A 17,029-nucleotide genomic window follows, 5' to 3' on the forward strand; every position below is an offset into this window, starting at 1 on the left:
GCATAATAGCATTAAGGAAACTAGCCTCGCCGCTCATGAGACCTCTCACCGAGCGCGAGATCCGCGCGTCCCTCATCAACTGCTCGAAGGGTGAGGCCAAGCGCGCCGGCGTGCCGAAGGACCTGCCCGACCAGCCCTGGGACGACCTCGACTTCCTGGGCTGGCGGGATCCGGGCGCGCCGGAACGCGCGTACCTGGTGGCCGAGCGCGACGGCGCCCTCGTCGGGGTGGCGCTCCGCGTGACCTCGGGCGCGGCCCGCGGCTTCACCGCGCGCAGCATGTGCTCGCTCTGCCTGACCACGCACACCAACGGCGGCGTCGCGCTCATGAGCGCCCGCCGCACCGGCGAGGCGGGCCGCCAGGGCAACTCCGTCGGCCAGTACATGTGCGCCGACCTCGCCTGCTCCCTCTACCTGCGCGGCACGAAGGAGGCCGCGGGCGGCGGCGTCATCGACGAGTCCCTCACCCTGGAGGACAAGCTCGCCCGCACCCGGACGAACCTGTACGCCTTCCTGGACAAGGTGGCCGCGAGAGCCGCATGAGCCGGTCAGACCGCGGGACCGCGCGTGCGGAAGGAGGCGCGGTAGGACTGCGGGGTGACGCCGACGACCCGCTTGAACCGATCGCGGAACGCCGTCGCCGAGGTGAACCCGGCCTGCGCCGCGACCCGCTCGACGCCGTGGTCCGTGGTCTCCAGCAGGAGCTGGGCCCGCCGCACCCGGGCGCGCAGCAGCCACTGCAGCGGCGTGGTTCCGGTCTGCTCGCGGAAGCGGCGGCCGAAGGTGCGCTCGCTCATCCCGGCCCGCGCGGCCATGCCGGCCGGCGTCAGCTCGCCGGCGAGGTTGTCCTCGATCCAGGACAGCACCGGCTCCAGCAGTGAGCCGCGCGGCGCCGGCGGCCGGGCGTGCGTGACGAACTGCGCCTGCCCGCCCTCGCGTTCCAGCGGCGTCACCGCCAGGCGGGCCGCGTCGGCGGCGACCGCCGAGCCGAGGTCGCGCCGGATCAGGTGCAGGCACAGGTCGAGCCCCGCGGCGGCGCCCGCGGAGGTGAGGATCTGGCCGTTGTCCACGTAGAGGACGTCCGGCCGCACGTCCACCAGCGGGTACGCCTCCGCCAGCCGCTCCGCCGCGGCCCAGTGCGTGGTGGCGCTGAGCCCGTCGAGCAGCCCGGCGGCGGCCAGGGTGAACGCCCCCACGCAGATGGAGGCGATCCTGACGCCGCCCGCGGCCGCGGCGCGCAACGCCTCCAGCGCGGCCGGGTCGGGCGGGGCGGCCCCCTCGGAGCAGCCGGGCACGACGATCGTGTCCGCCTCGCGCAGCGCCTCCAGGCCGTGCGGGGCGACGATGGTGAAGGCGTCACTCGCGACCTGCGGCGTCACCGCGCAGACCAGCACGCGGTACGCCCGCCGCCCGTCCACCCGGACCCGCCCGAACACCTCGACCGGCGTCGCCAGGTCGGCCGCCACCACCTGGTCCAGCGCCAGAACCGCCACCGTGTGCATGCGGGACACCGTAGGCGGTGGCGGGAACCCGTGGGAAATTGGCGTTCCAGCCACTGGGGCCGGGCGGCGGGCCGGCCCTAGCGTTCCCCCGTGTCCAACCTCATGTCCGTCCTCATGCCGATCCTCATCGGGATCGTCTGCGTCTGCCTGCTCTCCCTGATCCCCGACCCGCACCGCCGCCGGGCCAACGCCGTGCTGGTCGCCGGCGCGGGCGCCGCGTACCTGAGCGGCGGCGGGCTCGGGTACGCCGAGTTCGTCCTGCCGGTCGTCATGACCTACGTCGCCTTCCGCGGCCTCGACAGCTGGACGTGGATCGGCGCCGGCTGGCTGCTCCACACGGCCTGGGACGTCCTCCACCACCTGAACGCCAGCCCCATCCTCGCCTTCGCCGGCGACTCCTCCTTCGGCTGCGCCGTCTGCGACCCGGTCATCGCGCTGTGGTGCCTCGCGGGCGGCCCGCCGGTGCTCGCCCGGCTACGCGACCGGCTGCGCCGGACCGCCCCCGCCGCTTAGGCGCGCCCCGAACGACCGGAGGGCGGCGCGGAAACGCTCCGGCTCCTCGACGGTGAAGGGGACGTCCAGGAAGGCGAGGCGGAGCAGCAGCCACTGCCAGGTGTCGAGCGCCAGCACGGCCCTGGTCCGCCGCTCCCCCAGGGCCTCCAGGTCGGCGTCCTCGTAGGCGAACGCGTCGGCGACGTCGGCCAATGACGCCTCGACGGTGAGGACGACCCGCTCGCGGTCCTTGCCGAGCCCCTGGCGCAGGTAGTCGAGCGCGGTCTCGGCGGGCAGGGGGCGGGGCTCGTACGTGCTGGTCGAGGTGCGCAGGCCGGTGACGCGGTCGAGGCGGAAGACCCGCCAGTCGTCCTTGGCGGTGTCGCGGGCCAGCAGGTACCAGCGCAGGTTGTGGTGCACGTGCCGGTAGGGCTCGGCCCGCCGGGAGGTTACCGCGCCGTCCCTGCCGGTGTAGTCGAAGGTGACGACGAGCCGGCGCTGGATCGCCTCGGCCAGCTCGGCCAGGACGTCGGCGCTGACGCTCGGGGCCCGCGCGGTGCTGGTCTCCAGGCTCGCCCTGAGCTGGGCGGCCCGGTGCCGCAGCCGCTTCGGCAGGAACTGGTCGACCTTGCCGTAGGCGCGGGTGGCGGCCTCGTCCACGCTGCCCTCGGCGGCGCGGCCGGTCGCGGCGAGGGTGGCGAGGCCGAGGAGGGTGGCGATCGCCTCGTCGTCGTCGAGCACCAGCGGCGGCAGCGCGCTGCCCGCCACCAGCCGGTAGTGGCCGCCGGGGCCGGGGCGCGTCCGCACCGGGTAACCGTAGGCGCGCAGGCGGTCGACGTCGCGGCGCAGGGTGCGAGGGCTGACCCCGAGCCGGGCCACGAGCTCGTCGGCGGTGAACGCCCGGCCGGTCTGCAACGTGGCGAGCAGGGCGAGGATGCGCTGGGTGACGTCCGCCATGCCTCCAGTCTCTCCCGGGACGCGGCCAGGAAGTGGCCACATCTGTTCGTAGCGTCGTACGCATGCCGAAGTTCATCCGCATCCGGGGCGCCCGGACCAACAACCTCAAGAACCTGGACGTGGACCTCCAGCGCGGCCGGCTGACCGTGTTCGCCGGGGTGTCGGGGTCGGGCAAGTCGTCGCTGGTGTTCGACACGATCGCCGCCGAGGCGGGGCACCAGCTCAACGAGACGTTCCCGCCGTTCACCCGCAACCGGCTGCCCCGGTGGACCCGTCCCGAGACCGACGAGATCGCCGGGCTCTCCCCCGTCGTGCTGATCGACCAGCGTCGGATCGGCGGGAACGCCCGTTCCACGGTCGGCACGATCACCGACGCCTGGACGTACCTGCGGCTGCTGTTCTCCCGGGCCGGCACGCCGTACGTGGGCGAGTCCAACCGGTTCTCCTTCAACGACCCCGCCGGGATGTGCCCGTCCTGCTCCGGGCTCGGCGAGATCGTCGTGAGCGCCGTCGAACGGTTCCTGGACCTGGACAAGTCGCTCGCCGACGGGGCGATCCTGCTGCCGGGGTTCGGCAACGGCGGCTACTGGTACAGCCAGTACGCCGACATCGGCGCCTTCGACCCCGCCACCCCGCTGCGCGACTGGACGCCCGACGAGCGCGCGGCGCTGCTGTACGGCGGCGAGCACGCCGCCCGGCTCGGCGTCCGGCCGCCGAAGGACTACGAGGGCGTGGTCGAGCGCTTCGAACGCATCTACCTGCACACCTCCGACGACCTGTCCGACCGCAAGCGGGAGACCATCGAGCGCTTCACCCGGTCGCAGACCTGCCCCGACTGCCACGGCGACCGCCTCAACGAGGCCGCCCGCACCGCGACCGTCCTCGGCCGCACGATCGGCGAGATGGCCCGCATGGAGATCACCGAGCTCGCCGCCCTGGTGGAAGAGGTGAGCGACCCCGCCGTCGCGCCGGTCGTGGCGGCGCTCGGCGACAAGCTGCGCGCCATGATCACCATCGGGCTCGGCTACCTGCACCTCGGCCGCGCCACCCCCACGCTGTCCGGCGGGGAGTCGCAGCGCGTCAAGACCGTCAAGCACCTGGGCAGCAGCCTGGTCGAGATGCTGTACGTCTTCGACGAGCCCACCGTCGGGCTGCACCCGCACGACATCGCCTCCATGACCGCCCTGCTGCAGCGGCTGCGCGACAAGGGCAACACCGTCCTGGTCGTCGAGCATGACCCCGCCGTCATGGCGATCGCCGACGAGATCGTCGAGATCGGCCCGGACGCGGGCGCCGGCGGCGGGCGGCTGGTGTTCCAGGGCTCCTTCGACGGGCTCCGGTCGGCCGGCACCGCCACCTCGGCGGCCCTCGCGGCCCGTACGCCGCTCAACACCGCGCCGCGCCCGCCCAAGGGCGTCATCACGGTGACCGGCGCCACCCGCAACAACCTCCAGAACCTGACCGTGGACGTCCCGGCCCAGGTGCTCACCGTGCTGACCGGGGTCGCCGGCTCGGGCAAGTCCAGCCTCGCCGCCGAACTGGTCGCCCAGCACGACGCGATCGTCCTCGACCAGCGGCCGGTCAGCGTCAACCGCCGCTCCACCCCCGTCACCTACACCGGGATCGCCGGGGCCGTACGCAAACTGTTCGCCCGGCACAGCGGCCTGCCCGCCGGGATGTTCAGCGCGAACTCGGCCGGCGCCTGCCCCGACTGCAAGGGCCTCGGCGTGATCTACACGGACCTCGCCTTCATGGACGGCCAGGAGAACGTCTGCGAGACCTGCCACGGCCGGCGCTTCACCGACGAGGTGCTCCGGCACCGGGTGAACGGCCTGTCCATCGCCGACCTCGACGACCTGACCATCGCCGACGCCCTCGACCGGCTGCCCGACCGGCACATCCGCGACGGGCTGCGCCACCTCGACCGGGCCGGCCTCGGCTACCTGCGCCTCGGCCAGCCGCTCACCACGCTGTCCGGGGGCGAGTGCCAGCGGGTGAAGATGGCGCGGGAGCTGCGCGAGGCCACCGAACCGGCGCTCTACGTCCTGGACGAGCCCACCACGGGCCTGCACCTGCGCGATATCGCCGCCCTGCTCGGCGTCCTCGACCAGCTCGTGGAGCAGGGGCACACGGTGGTCGTCATCGAGCACAACCTGGACGTCATCCGGCACGCCGACTGGATCATCGACCTCGGCCCCGGCCCGGGCCGGCACGGAGGCCGCATCCTCTACCAGGGCCCGGTCACCGGCCTCAAGGGCACGGCCACCGCCGCCGCCCTCCACGCGGACTGACAGATCCTCCGGCAGGGCTACCTTCCGCGCGCGGTTTCGGGTCGAATGGGTGGTGTGACCTCGTGGCGAGCGCGGCTTCGGCGGGCTCTGGCCGGGCCGGCCGGTGTGGCCGCCGAGCTGGCCCCGCCCGTCGCGGCTCTGCTCACCGCGGCCCTTCTCGGCCTGGCCCTGCTCGCCGGCGTCGGACTCGTGGGGGCCGCGCTCGCCTGGGCGGGCGGCCCCGGCTGGTGGCGGCCCGTCCTGGAACGGCTGCCGGCTCACCTGGTGCCGCCGTACGCGCCGGAGGACCTTCCGCCGCTGGCGATGGCCGTCCTCGCGGTGGCCTGCTTCCTGTTCGGGGCCGGGTGCCGGCTGCGCCGCCGCGCCGCGCCGGAGTCCGTCGACACGCTGCTGCGGCGGGTCAGCGCCTGGGGGGTCGTTCTCGGGCTGCTGCTGGCCTCGGGCAGCCTGGTCTACGCCGACGCCCGGTCCATCGAGGCCGCGCCGGCGCGGCGCGGCGCCGACGGCTACGCGGAGGCCGTACGGCGGCTCGGCTCAGGGGAGGCCGAGGTCCGGCTGGCCGCGATCCACACGCTGCGGCGCCTGGCACGGGAGTCGGAGCGGGACCGCGTGACGACCGCCGACGTCATGGCCGCGTACGTGCGCGAGCACGGCTCGGCGGCGCCGCCGGGGCAGGTCGGGCGGCCGGCCGCCGACGTGCAGACGGCCCTGACCGTGCTCGGCAGCGTCCACGACGTCCCGGACGCCGGGCGCGACTGGGTGTGCGGCTGCGACCTGGCGCGCGTCAGGGCGCCGGGCGCGGAGCTGAGCGGCCTCAACCTGGGCGTCGCCGTCCTGACCTCGGCGGACCTGCGCGGGGCCAGGCTGAGCGGGGCGAACCTGGACCACGCCGACCTGACCCGCGCCGACCTGCGGGGAGCGCTGCTGGACGGGGCGGACCTGCCGTACGCGGTCCTGTTCATGGCGGACCTCGGCGGCGCGGACCTGCACGGCGCCGATCTGCACGGTGCCGATCTGTTCCAGACGGACCTGGGCAACTCCTCCCTGCGCCGGGCAGACCTGCGCGGGGTGGACCTGTTCGAGGCGGACCTGCGCGGGGCCGACCTACGCGGCGCGGACCTGACCGGGGCGAGCCTCAACGGCGCGGACCTGCGCGGAGCCGACCTGCGTACGGCGATCCTGCGCGACGCGGACCTGAAGGGCGCGGACCTGACGAACGCGAAGCTGAGCGGTGCGGACCTGAGCGGTGCGAAGACCGGCGGCAGGACGAAGCCGTCCCAAGGAAGTCAGGTCGTGCCGGTGGGCACCCAGTAGCGGCGCTTCCGCTCGGTCACGTCGATCAGCCGCCCGCCGTTGGCCTCGATGACCCGCCGGGAGGCGACGTTCGACAGGTCGCACATCACCAGCGCCTCGCCGATGCCCAGCGCCCGCGCGATCGGCAGCGCCGCGCGAGCATCGCCGTCGCGTGCCCCCTCCGGCGGGCGCTGGGCCGTACGTCGTAGCCGATGTGGCCGCCGAGCTCCGTCAGCGCGGGCGTCAGCCGGTGGCGGATGGCGAGCCGGCCCAGGAAGCGGTCGCCGTCCACCCACCACAGCGTGGTCATCGGCACGAACCCGGGCCGCACCCCGGCCTGGGTGCGCTCGGCGAGCACGCGGGCGACGTACGCCTCGAAGGCGTCCGGCTCAGCCGGCGCCGGCGTGTCCACGTCCGACACGAACCACGACAGCGGGTAGTCGGTGTCGGCCCGGAACTCGGCCAGCGCGGCCAGGAACGAGGTGCGGAACGTGGCGGCCGGGTGTACGAAGCGGGGCATGGCGTCATCATGCCCGGAGGGGACGGCCGACGTCGTGGAGGTGGCGCAGGGCCTGGCTCCAGGAGGCGATCAGGCCGCATTCGGCGTACTCGACGCCCAGCTCGCGGCAGTACTCGCGGACGATGGGCCGGGCCAGGCGCAGGTTCGGGGACGGCATGCCGGGGAACAGGTGGTGCTCGATCTGGTGGTTCAGGCCGCCGAGCGCGATGTCCAGGAGACGGCCGCCGGTGACGTTCCTGGAGGTCAGGACCTGGCGGCGGAGGAAGTCCAGCTCGTCCTGCGCGGTCAGCACCGGCATGCCCTTGTGGTTGGGGGCGAACGTGCACCCCAGGTAGACGCCGTAGCACGCCTGGTGGACGAGCAGGAACACCAGCGCCTTGGCGGGCGGCAGGACCAGGAACAGCGCGCCCACGTAGGCCACGACGTGCGCGACCAGCAGTAGCCCTTCGGCCGGGCGGTTCTTCAGCGTCGGCCGGCGCAGCGCGCGGAAGCTCGACACCTTCAGGTTGAACCCTTCGAGGGTGAGCAGCGGGAAGAACAGCCACGCCTGCCACCGCCCGACGAACCGGGCCAGCCCGCGCGCCGTCTCGGCCTGCCCGCGTGACCAGATGAGCACGTCGGGCGCGACGTCGGGGTCGTGGTCCTCGTGGTTGGGGTTGGCGTGGTGGCGGGTGTGCTTGTCCATCCACCAGCCGTAGCTCAGCCCGACGGCCAGGTTGCCGACCAGCAGCCCCGCGATCCTGCTGGTCCGCCGCAAGCGCGAGATCTGCCCGTGCGCGAGGTCGTGGGCCAGCAGCGTGACCTGGGCGAAGGCCACGGCCAGCAGCACCGCCACCGGGAGCTGCCACCAGGTGTCGCCCACGACGGCGAACACCGCCCAGCTGCCCGCGAACAGCGCGGCGACCAGCCCTATCCGGACGGCGTAGTAACCGGGCCGCCGCTCCAGTAAGCCGGCCTCGGCTATGCGGCGCGACAGCCGGGCGAAGTCGCTGCCCCGTTGCGGTCGGTCGAGGTCTACAACACTCACATCTGCCTCCGATGCCGGCGAAATCGTCCCAATGATGATCGCTTGCCAGCATCGCGAGAACCAGAGGGTACGCGGACCCCCGCTGTCACCCCTTCCTCAGGTAGGGCCAGCCCTACCGCCGTCCCTGGGAGGATTCGCCGGGCGGCGTGCGGAAAGAGCGAAGGTGGACGCGGGCCTGGAGGGCACATGGACGAGTTCGTGCCGGAGCTGATGGAGTGCGAGACCACGGTGGCGGGCTACCGCCGGGCGGCCTCCCTGGCCAACGCGCTGCTGGGGCGCGGCTGGGCGGTGCTGGCCGAGGTAACGCCCACCGGCCCCGACCGGCGCGGGGAGCGGGACCGGTGGCACGTCAAGGTGATCGCGGCGCCGGGCGCGGCCGGCAGCGTGGCACGGTGCCTCGATGAGGCCGGCCCCGGCGGTGAGGTCACCGTGCGCGCGCTCGCCCGCGGTCTCGACGACTTCCTCGGCGAGCTGCTCGGCGGGCCGGGCGGGGACTAATCGTCGTCGCGCATCCTGCCGGTGGCGATGAACTCGACGGCGACCCGGTAGAAGCTCGCGATCGACTCGCCGCCCTCCAGGCCGTCACGGAGCTGCTTGCGGACCTTCGTGAAGGGGAAGGCCGTGCTGCCGTCGGGCAGGGCCACGCCCCACCCGCCGTCGTCCCGCCAGTGCCAGTGCCCGCCCGCGCCCGCCGCGACGCACGCGCCCAGGTAGGACCCGAGCACGTCAACCAGGCCCTCCGCCTGGTCCGGGTCGAAGCCGGGCTGGGCCCGCCGGCGCTCGATGAAGCCTTCCACCCACCGGACGGACTCCTCGTCGAGGCCGAAGTCGATGCCGCTGATCGGGCCGAGCTGCTCGATCGCGAGGTCGACGTTCCGCTGGATCGTCCGGAGCTCCTCATCGTCCATGCGTGGATGGTGGCAGCGCCCGGCGCGTGCGTTCAAACGATTAACGGACTCAGCTCGCGTACCTGTCCGTCACGGTCTTGGGGCTCGGCGCCTTGATCGAGACCTTGCCGCCCCAGCCGGTGTAGCGGGTCTCGACGTTGATGATGCTGCCCTCGAAGTCGGAGTAGAGACGGTCCACGCCCTTGGCGCGGAACGAGCTGTACAGCCTGGTCGGCAGCCCGGACGGGGCCAGCGTCAGCGTGTACGAGATCGGCGTCGCGGCGGCCCAGGCGCTCAGGCCGGAGCCGGCGAACCACGGGGAGACCTTGGTCAGCGCGGCGAACGTGATCGTGCCGGTGACCTTGCTCCCCTCCCTCTTGCCCTTCTTCAGCAGCGCCGACAGCGTCGTCGGCTCGGCGGGGTTGAGCACCTGCAGGTAGACGCCGGGCATCGCGCCGCCGCCCTTGACGCCGAGCCAGCTCTTGCCCTTGGGCAGGAGCTCGGCGAGTAAGCCGCCCTTGTAGTACGTCCTCCCGCCGGTGGAGATCACCCGCTCCTCGGTGTCGTCCCAGGCGGTGATGGTGAGGTCGTAGTTCAGCCCCTTCCTGGCGAACTGCAGCACGCCCTTGTTCTCGTACGCGTGGAGCGTGTCGGTGCCGTCGGACCACTCGGCCGTCTCGGTGAACCGCACGCCGTGGCCGGGGACCAGCTTGGCCTTCAGCGCCCGTACGGGGTCCTTGGGCGCCGCCTGCGCGGGTGCGGCGGTCACCAGGAACACGCCGCACACCGCTAACGCGGTGATCGTTTTCTTCATCATGACGGACGATCATGCCACGGCGGCGCCGCCGGGGTCAGTAGCCGGGGAACACCCGGCGGAGCAGGTCGAGGTCGGCGGCGCCCGTCGTGGTCACGCCGTCCGGGGTGTGCCGCGGCGCGAGGCGGCCGGAGATCAGGCGCAGCCAGGACTCGGCGGGCAGGGCGAGGGTGCCGTCCGGCTGCTCGGGAACGTCGAAGTCGACGCCGATCGGCGGCCTCAGCCGCAGCACGAAGACGGACTCAGGGGCGGTGGTGGTGACCTGGAGGTCCAGGGTGCGGCCGTCGAGCCGGTCGACCTTGCCGATCCAGGCGAACAGGTCGGGCCCCTGGTGCAGCAGGGCGGCCGTCGCGTCGGGGGCGAGCGTGGCGTGCTCGTCGAAGGCGACGCGGACGTCCCAGGAGTGCAGGGCGAGCTCGTTGAGCCGCATCCGGCTCAGGGTGGCGACGTCGACCGGGGCGGGCATGAAGCCCAGGTCGACGCGAAGCTCGTCGCGGGTGGAGGCGTCCAGGGACTCGTAGAGCGCGGTCAGGGCCTCATTGGCCTGGAGGAAGCCGCGGGCGCGCTCCCGTCGCGTCATGGCGTCCCATCTGTCCCAGACGCTCTGGTTGAAGTCGTGGCCGGGGCCGGGAGCGCCGTCGAGCGCGGCCCGCAGGACGGTCAGCGCGATCTCGGCGCCGCTGCCCAGGTGGCTGACGACCTGGGAGATGTCCCATTCCGCGGCGGCCGAGGGCCTGGCCAGGTCCTCGTCGGTGAGTCCGGACACCAGCCCGGACAGCTCGTCGTGTCCGGTCCGCAGTGCGGCGATGGCCGTGTCGGCGCTGCTCATCGCGTCTCCCAGGCGTTGAGGCGGGCAGGTGCTCCCGCCTGAGGCGGGCAGGTGCTCCCGCTCAAACTACCGCCCGCGCCGGGCTTGATCATCAGCGGCCCGGCGGCCTACAGGTTGCGCAGGACCGACACCACGACGCCCAGCACCACGGCCTCGTCGCCGTCGATGTCGGCGTAGGCCGGGTTGCGCGCCTCGAGCAGGACGTGGCCGCCGCGGCGGCGGAACACCTTGACGGTGGCCTCCCCGTCGATCATGGCGGCGACGATCTGGCCGGAGTGCGCCTCGGGCTGCCGGCGCACCACGACGAGGTCGCCGTCGCAGATCGCGGCGTCGATCATCGAGTCGCCGCGCACCCGCAGCGCGAACACGGTGCCCCGGCCCGTCAGGTCGCGCGGCAGGGTGAGCAGGTCGTCCACGTGCTGCTCGGCGAGGATGGGCGTGCCCGCGGCGATGTCGCCCACCACGGGCACGCTCACCAGCTCGCTCGCCGTCTCCGGCGCGGGCTCGCGCAGGAACAGGCGTACGTCGATCGGCCGGGTCATCGTGCCGGCCCGGCGGAGGAACCCCTTCTCCTCCAGGCTCCTCAGATGCTTCGAGACCGACGACGGCGAGCGCAGCCCGGCCGCCCGGCCGAGCTCGCGGGTGCTCGGCGGATAGCCGTGCCGGACCACGTGGTCGCGGATCGCCGCCAGGATCCGCTGCTGGCGCGGCGGCAGGGCCGAGGCGTTCAGGTGCTCGAACGCGTCGAGATCGTCGTAGGCGGTCACCTGCGACATCGTAGCCGGGCGCCGCCCGCCGGGCTCAATCGCGCTTGCTGATGCGGATCATGTTGCCCGCGGGGTCGCGGAAGGCGCAGTCGCGCACCCCGTACGGCTGGTCGGTCGGCTCCTGCATCACCTCGGCGCCGGTGGCCTGCAGCTTGTCGAAGACGGCGTCGACGTCGTCGGCGGCCAGCAGGATGCCGCCGTAGGTCCCCTTGGCCATCATCTCGGTGATGACGCGCTGCTCCTCCTCGGTGACACCGGGGTCGGCGCCGGGCGGGTAGAGCACGATGGAGGTCTCGGGCTGCCCGGGCGGGCCGACGGTGATCCAGCGCATGCCGCCGTGGCCGACGTCCTTGCGGATCTCGAAGCCGAGGGTGTCGCGGTAGAAGGCGAGGGCGGCCTCGGGATCGTCGTGCGGCAGGAAGCTCGCGTTGATGGTGATGTCCATGTCCGTCACGCTAACGGCGGCCCCGCGGCCGGTGCTTCTCGATTCCTGACCGGCCTGGTGACCTGTTTGGCCACGCACGACGGCATGCCCTCCGTCGCCTCCGCCGCCTGCCGCCGGTAGGTGCTCGGCGGCACGCCGACGAGCTCGGCGAAGCGGGTGCTGAAGGTGCCGAGCGAGGAGCAGCCGACCTCGAAGCAGACCTCGGTGACGGTGAGGTCGCCGCGGCGCAGCAGCGCCATCGCGCGCTCGATGCGCCGGGTCATCAGGTACGAGTAGGGGGACTCCCCGTAGGCGCGCCGGAACTCGCGGCTGAGGTGCCCTGACGACATGTTCACGCCGCGGGCGAGCGCCTCGACGTCGAGCGGCTGGGCGTACTCGCGGTCGATGCGGTCGCGGACGCGGCGCAGCAGCGCGAGCAGGCGCAGCCGCTGCTGCTGCGCGGCGTCCTCGGGCCCTGATTGGTTCGGTCGCACGATGCCATCTTCCCGAGCCGGTCTCCGGCTCGTCCACCTGGCCCCCGGCGGCCAGGGCAGTGATCAGGCGCCGACGTACGCCGCCAGGTGCTCGCCGGTGAGCGTCGAGCGGGCGGCGACGAGGTCGGCCGGGGTGCCCTCGAAGACGATCCGGCCGCCGTCGTGGCCGGCGCCGGGGCCGAGGTCGATGATCCAGTCGGCGTGCGCCATCACCGCCTGGTGGTGCTCGATGACGATGACCGACTTGCCGCTGTCGACGAGCCGGTCGAGCAGGCCGAGCAGGTGCTCGACGTCGGCGAGGTGCAGGCCCGTGGTGGGCTCGTCGAGGACGTAGACGCCGCCCTTCTCCCCCATGTGGGTGGCCAGCTTGAGCCGCTGCCGCTCGCCGCCGGACAGCGTGGTGAGCGGCTGGCCGAGGCTGAGGTAGCCGAGCCCGACGTCGGCGAGCCTGCGCAGGATGGCGTGCGCGGCCGGGATACGGGTCTCGCCCGCCGCGAAGAACTCCTCGGCCTCGCTCACCGGCATGGCCAGCACCTCGCTGATGTCCCGGCCGCCGAGGCGGTGCTCCAGCACCGCGGCCTGGAAGCGCCTGCCTTCGCACTCCTCGCAGGTGGTGCTGACGCCGGCCATCATCCCGAGGTCGGTGTAGACGACGCCGGCGCCGTTGCAGGCGGGGCAGGCGCCCTCGGAGTTGGCGCTGAACAGCGCCGGCTTCACGCCGTTGGCCTTCGCGAACGCCTTGCGGATCGGTTCGAGCAGCCCGGTGTAGGTGGCCGGGTTGCTCCGCCGCGAGCCGCGGATCGGCGTCTGGTCGACGGCCACCACGCCGTCCCTGCGCGCGACCGAGCCGTGGATGAGCGAGCTCTTGCCCGATCCGGCGACGCCGGTCACCACGACCAGCACGCCGAGCGGGATGTCGACGTTCACGTCCCGCAGGTTGTGCAGGCGGGCGCCGCGCACCTCCAGCGCTCCCGACGGCTCGCGCACCGACGCCTTGAGCGCGGCCCGGTCGTCCAGGTGCCGGCCGGTCAGCGTGCCGGCGGCGCGCAGCCCGTCCACGCCGCCCTCGTACACGACCTCGCCGCCGCCGGTGCCCGCGCCGGGGCCGAGGTCGACGACGTGGTCGGCGATGGCGATCATCTCGGGCTTGTGCTCGACGACCAGGACGGTGTTGCCCTTGTCGCGCAGCCGCCGCAGCAGCGTGTTCATGCGCTCGATGTCGTGCGGGTGCAGGCCGATCGACGGCTCGTCGAAGACGTACGTGACGTCGGTGAGCGACGAGCCCAGATGCCTGATCATCTTGACCCGCTGCGCCTCGCCGCCGGACAGCGTGCCGGAGGGACGGTCCAGGCTGAGGTAGCCGAGCCCGATCTCCACGAACGAGTCCAGCGTGTGCCGCAGCGCGGCCAGCAGCGGCGCGACGGACGGCTCGTCCAGCCCGCTCACCCATTCGGCCAGGTCGCTGATCTGCATGGCGCAGAGGTCGGCGATGTTCACGCCGTGGATCTTCGAGGAGCGCGCGGCCTCGCTCAGGCGGCTGCCGTCGCACTCGGGGCAGGTCGTGAAGGTGACCGCCCGGTCCACGAACGCCCGGATGTGCGGCTGCATCGCCTCGCGGTCCTTGGACAGGAACGACTTCTGGATCTTCGGGATCAGACCTTCGAGCGTGAGGTTGACGCCCTCGACCTTCACCTTGGTCGGCTCGCGGTAGAGGAAGTCCCGCAGCTCCTTCTCGGTGAACTCGCGGATCGGCTTGTTCGGGTCGAACAGCCCCGACTCGGCGTAGACCCGGACGGTGAAGAAGCTGTCGGACTTCCAGCCGGGGATGGTGAACGCGCCCTCGGCGAGCGACTTGGAGTCGTCGTAGAGCTGGGTGAGGTCGATGTCGGAGACCGTGCCCCGGCCTTCGCAGCGCGGGCACATGCCGCCCGTGAGGGTGAAGTTCTGCTTCACGGTCTTGCCGCCGCCGCGTTCGACGGTGATCGCGCCGCTGGCCCGTACGGACGGGACGTTGAAGGAGAACGCCTGCGGCGAGCCGACGTGCGGCTTCCCGAGCCGGCTGAACAGGATGCGCAGCATCGCGTTGGCGTCGGTGGCCGTGCCGACCGTGGAGCGCGGGTCGGCGCCCATGCGCTGCTGGTCGACGATGATGGCCGTGGTCAGCCCGTCGAGCACGTCGACCTCGGGTCGGGCCAGCGTCGGCATGAAGCCCTGCACGAAGGCGCTGTAGGTCTCGTTGATCAGCCGCTGCGACTCGGCCGCGATCGTGTCGAACACCAGGGAGCTCTTGCCCGAGCCCGACACGCCGGTGAACACCGTCAGCCGGCGTTTGGGGATCGCGACGCTCACGTCCTTGAGGTTGTTCTCGCGGGCGCCGTGCACCCGGATCAGGTCGTGGCCGTCGGCGAGGTGCGACGCGGCTTCCGTACGGGTGTCCATGCTCATCGTGTCTCCGTTGGGTCGTCGCCCGGCTCGGGTCAGTGCACCTTACCTACCTCGGCGCTGCCCCGGGGCGCCCGGTCACGGTAGCCGGAGGGCGAGGGCGGCCGCTTCTCGATTCCTGACCCGTGGGGCGGACGGTGTGGCGCAGGTCACTGTCACACGCCCGGGGTGGGCGGCATCTCGTGTTCGCCCAATGAGCGATGTGGAGGAATCATCATGAACGCAGCACTGGACACCCTGCGCCGCGACTTCGGCGGCGACGTGATCGGCCCGGACGACGCCGGTTACGCCGCCGCCGCCCGATCGTTGCTGGTGCCGGGCAGTCCCGCCCTCGTCCTGCGGCCCAAGACCGTCGCCGACGTACGGGCGGGCGTGCGCCACGCCGCCGGCACGGGGCTGCCGCTGTCGGTGCGCGGCGGCGGGCACGGCTTCGCCGGCTTCGCCACGAACGACGGCGGCGTGGTACTCGACCTGGCCCATCTGGCGCAGGTCGAGCTCGTGGACGAGCGGCGTCACCTCGTACGGATCGGCGGCGGCGCCACCTGGGGCCAGGTCGCCGACGCGCTCGCCCCGCACGGCCTGGCGATCTCCTCGGGCGACACCAGGAGCGTCGGCGTCGGCGGGCTGACGCTGAGCGGCGGCATCGGCTGGAAGGTCCGCAAGCACGGCCTGGCCCTGGACAGCCTGGTCGCCGCCGAGGTGGTCACGGCCGCCGGGGAGGTCGTGCGGGCGAGCGCCGAGGAGAATCCCGAGCTGTTCTGGGCGCTTCGCGGCGGCGGCGGCAACTTCGGGGTCGTGACCGCGTTCGTGTTCGCGGCCCACCCGACGACGGACGTCTTCCACGGCACGATCGCCTTCCCTGCGGCGGAGGCGGCCACGGTGCTCCAGGGGTGGGCTGAGCACCTGCGTACCGCGCCCGAGGAGCTGACCTCCGTCGCCGACTTCGCCAACCCCTTCGCGGGCGGCCCGCAGGCGCCGGTGCAGGTCCACGTCGCCTTCGACGGGGACGACGCGCGGCTCGCGGCGCGGGCGATCGACCCGCTCCGCCGGCTCGGCACGGTGACCGGCGACGGCGTCACGCTGAAGCCGTACGCGGAGACGCTCGTGGAGGGTCTGGTGCCGCCGCCCGGCATCCGGCTGGTGACGCGCAGCGGGTTCGCCGGGGCGGCGGCGGTGCCCGGGGTGCTGCGCGTGCTCGTGGCGGCGGGGGCGGCGGAGGGGGCGCCGCTCATCTCCGTACGCGCGGTCGGCGGCGCGGTGGCCCGGGTGCCGGCCGACGCCACCGCGTACGCGCACCGCGACGCCGCGCTGATGGTCGTGACCACGAGCGCGGGCCCCGAGCCGGTGCTCGCGGCGGGCCGACCGTCGTTCGACGCCCTCTGGCGCGACCTCGCGCCGCACGTGGACGGCGCCTACGCCAACTTCCTGGCCTCGGCCGGCGAGGAGGACGTCGCAGCGGTCTACCCGGCGGCGACGTACGAGCGGCTCGCCGCCGTCAAGCGCCGCCACGACCCGGAGAACCTGTTCGCCCGCAACCACAACGTCCGCCCCCGCTGACGTCCGGCTACACCCGGCGCAGCCCCGCGATGAGCAGCTCGACCAGGGGGCGGGCGTCGTAGCGTGAGTCGTTCTCCGCGCCGATGCACAGGTTGCCGACGCCGCGCATGAGCTGCAGGGCGGCGACGTCCGAGCGGATCTCGCCGGCCGCGGCCGCGGCGTCGAGCAGCCGCCCGCACACCGGCACGAGCCGGTCGAGGAAGTACGCGTGCAGCGCCTCGAACCCGGCCTCGTCGGAGCGCAGCACGGCGGCCAGGCCGTGCTTGGTGACCAGGAAGTCGATGAACAGGTTGATCCACCTGCCCAGGGCGGCGTAGGGGGTCGGCCCGGCCGCCAGCAGGGCCGGGCCGGCCTCGGCCAGGGCCTCGATCTGGTGCCGGTAGACGGCGATGATGAGGTCGGCCCGGGTCGGGAAGTGGCGGTAGATCGTGGCCGTGCCGACGCCCGCCTCGGCCGCGATGTCCCGGATGGGCGCCTCGACGCCCGAGGTGACGAAGACCGCCGCGGCGGCGTCGAGCAGGGTCTTCTCGTTGCGCCGGGCGTCGGCCCGCTTACGCGTGCCGCCCTGCGCGGCCTGCGCGGCCTGCCCGCCCTGCGCGCCCTGCGCGGCCTGCCCGCCCTGCGCGGCCTGCGCGCTCTTTTCGCTGTCGCTCACCGCGCCGCTCCTTCCGCCGGCGCCGCCGCCCGGCTTGCTAAACGGGACACTGTCCCGTATGTTCTAAACGGGACACAGT

General features: G+C 73.2%; 18 protein-coding genes. 6 read left to right on the forward strand and 12 right to left on the reverse strand.

Annotation, left to right across the window (positions count from 1 at the left end; translation table 11 throughout):
- Positions 1-35: 35 nt before the first annotated feature.
- Positions 36-542, forward strand: coding sequence for an FBP domain-containing protein (locus ABD292_RS37795; RefSeq protein WP_344216127.1), 507 nt, complete (start codon positions 36-38; stop codon positions 540-542).
- 5 nt (positions 543-547) lie between these two features.
- On the opposite strand, the gene ABD292_RS37800 is transcribed toward ABD292_RS37795, so the two are convergent.
- Positions 548-1,501, reverse strand: a complete 954-nt coding sequence (locus ABD292_RS37800) for a GlxA family transcriptional regulator (protein WP_344216129.1) — start codon at positions 1,499-1,501, stop codon at positions 548-550.
- 90 nt (positions 1,502-1,591) lie between these two features.
- Here ABD292_RS37800 and ABD292_RS37805 point away from each other — a divergent pair, with 90 nt between their 5' ends.
- A complete protein-coding gene (locus ABD292_RS37805) occupies positions 1,592-2,014 on the forward strand; it encodes a DUF6010 family protein (protein ID WP_344216131.1) in 423 nt (140 codons plus the stop codon).
- Here the strand turns inward: ABD292_RS37805 and ABD292_RS37810 are convergent.
- The gene (locus tag ABD292_RS37810; RefSeq protein WP_344216133.1) at positions 1,976-2,950 is read right to left on the reverse strand and encodes a helix-turn-helix transcriptional regulator; all 975 of its coding nucleotides are present in this window, start codon (positions 2,948-2,950) and stop codon (positions 1,976-1,978) included. The genes ABD292_RS37805 and ABD292_RS37810 overlap by 39 nt on opposite strands.
- A gap of 62 nt (positions 2,951-3,012) precedes the next feature.
- Here ABD292_RS37810 and ABD292_RS37815 point away from each other — a divergent pair, with 62 nt between their 5' ends.
- Both ABD292_RS37815 and ABD292_RS37820 read left to right on the forward strand, forming a co-directional pair.
- On the forward strand, positions 3,013-5,241 hold the full coding sequence (locus ABD292_RS37815) for an ATP-binding cassette domain-containing protein (RefSeq protein ID WP_344216135.1): 2,229 nt from the start codon (positions 3,013-3,015) through the stop codon (positions 5,239-5,241).
- A gap of 54 nt (positions 5,242-5,295) precedes the next feature.
- Complete coding sequence (locus ABD292_RS37820) at positions 5,296-6,555, forward strand: pentapeptide repeat-containing protein (protein ID WP_344216137.1); 1,260 nt, start codon at positions 5,296-5,298, stop codon at positions 6,553-6,555.
- Positions 6,556-6,640: 85 nt separating this feature from the next.
- Here the strand turns inward: ABD292_RS37820 and ABD292_RS37825 are convergent, their stop codons facing one another.
- Positions 6,641-7,054, reverse strand: coding sequence for a GNAT family N-acetyltransferase (locus ABD292_RS37825; protein ID WP_344216139.1), 414 nt, complete (start codon positions 7,052-7,054; stop codon positions 6,641-6,643).
- Between the two features lie 7 nt (positions 7,055-7,061).
- A complete protein-coding gene (locus tag ABD292_RS37830) occupies positions 7,062-8,081 on the reverse strand; it encodes a fatty acid desaturase family protein (protein ID WP_344216141.1) in 1,020 nt (339 codons plus the stop codon).
- 186 nt (positions 8,082-8,267) lie between these two features.
- Here ABD292_RS37830 and ABD292_RS37835 point away from each other — a divergent pair, with 186 nt between their 5' ends.
- A complete protein-coding gene (locus tag ABD292_RS37835) occupies positions 8,268-8,579 on the forward strand; it encodes a hypothetical protein (RefSeq protein WP_344216143.1) in 312 nt (103 codons plus the stop codon).
- Here the strand turns inward: ABD292_RS37835 and ABD292_RS37840 are convergent.
- From ABD292_RS37840 to ABD292_RS37870, 7 genes are all read right to left on the reverse strand, one after another.
- Complete coding sequence (locus ABD292_RS37840) at positions 8,576-8,989, reverse strand: hypothetical protein (RefSeq protein WP_344216145.1); 414 nt, start codon at positions 8,987-8,989, stop codon at positions 8,576-8,578. The two genes, ABD292_RS37835 and ABD292_RS37840, sit on opposite strands and share 4 nt — an antisense overlap.
- Before the next feature lie 49 nt (positions 8,990-9,038).
- Complete coding sequence (locus tag ABD292_RS37845; RefSeq protein WP_344216147.1) at positions 9,039-9,785, reverse strand: hypothetical protein; 747 nt, start codon at positions 9,783-9,785, stop codon at positions 9,039-9,041.
- Positions 9,786-9,819: 34 nt separating this feature from the next.
- On the reverse strand, positions 9,820-10,611 hold the full coding sequence (locus ABD292_RS37850; RefSeq protein ID WP_344216149.1) for a maleylpyruvate isomerase family mycothiol-dependent enzyme: 792 nt from the start codon (positions 10,609-10,611) through the stop codon (positions 9,820-9,822).
- 107 nt (positions 10,612-10,718) lie between these two features.
- Positions 10,719-11,387 carry a transcriptional repressor LexA gene (gene lexA / locus ABD292_RS37855; RefSeq protein WP_344216151.1) on the reverse strand — a complete coding sequence of 223 codons (669 nt, stop codon included), beginning with the start codon at positions 11,385-11,387 and terminating at the stop codon, positions 10,719-10,721.
- Positions 11,388-11,412: 25 nt separating this feature from the next.
- Positions 11,413-11,823, reverse strand: coding sequence for a VOC family protein (locus tag ABD292_RS37860; protein ID WP_344216153.1), 411 nt, complete (start codon positions 11,821-11,823; stop codon positions 11,413-11,415).
- Positions 11,824-11,828: 5 nt separating this feature from the next.
- Positions 11,829-12,296, reverse strand: coding sequence for a helix-turn-helix transcriptional regulator (locus ABD292_RS37865; RefSeq protein ID WP_344216155.1), 468 nt, complete (start codon positions 12,294-12,296; stop codon positions 11,829-11,831).
- Between the two features lie 63 nt (positions 12,297-12,359).
- Positions 12,360-14,741, reverse strand: coding sequence for an ATP-binding cassette domain-containing protein (locus tag ABD292_RS37870; protein WP_425565233.1), 2,382 nt, complete (start codon positions 14,739-14,741; stop codon positions 12,360-12,362).
- A gap of 213 nt (positions 14,742-14,954) precedes the next feature.
- Here ABD292_RS37870 and ABD292_RS37875 point away from each other — a divergent pair, with 213 nt between their 5' ends.
- A complete protein-coding gene (locus ABD292_RS37875; protein WP_344216157.1) occupies positions 14,955-16,295 on the forward strand; it encodes an FAD-binding oxidoreductase in 1,341 nt (446 codons plus the stop codon).
- A 7-nt stretch (positions 16,296-16,302) separates the two neighbouring features.
- On the opposite strand, the gene ABD292_RS37880 is transcribed toward ABD292_RS37875, so the two are convergent.
- Complete coding sequence (locus tag ABD292_RS37880; RefSeq protein WP_344216159.1) at positions 16,303-16,950, reverse strand: TetR/AcrR family transcriptional regulator; 648 nt, start codon at positions 16,948-16,950, stop codon at positions 16,303-16,305.
- Positions 16,951-17,029 lie beyond the last annotated feature (79 nt).

The sequence above is a fragment of the Nonomuraea bangladeshensis genome (genome assembly GCF_039529455.1).
GTDB classification, from domain to species: Bacteria; Actinomycetota; Actinomycetes; order Streptosporangiales; family Streptosporangiaceae; genus Nonomuraea; species Nonomuraea bangladeshensis.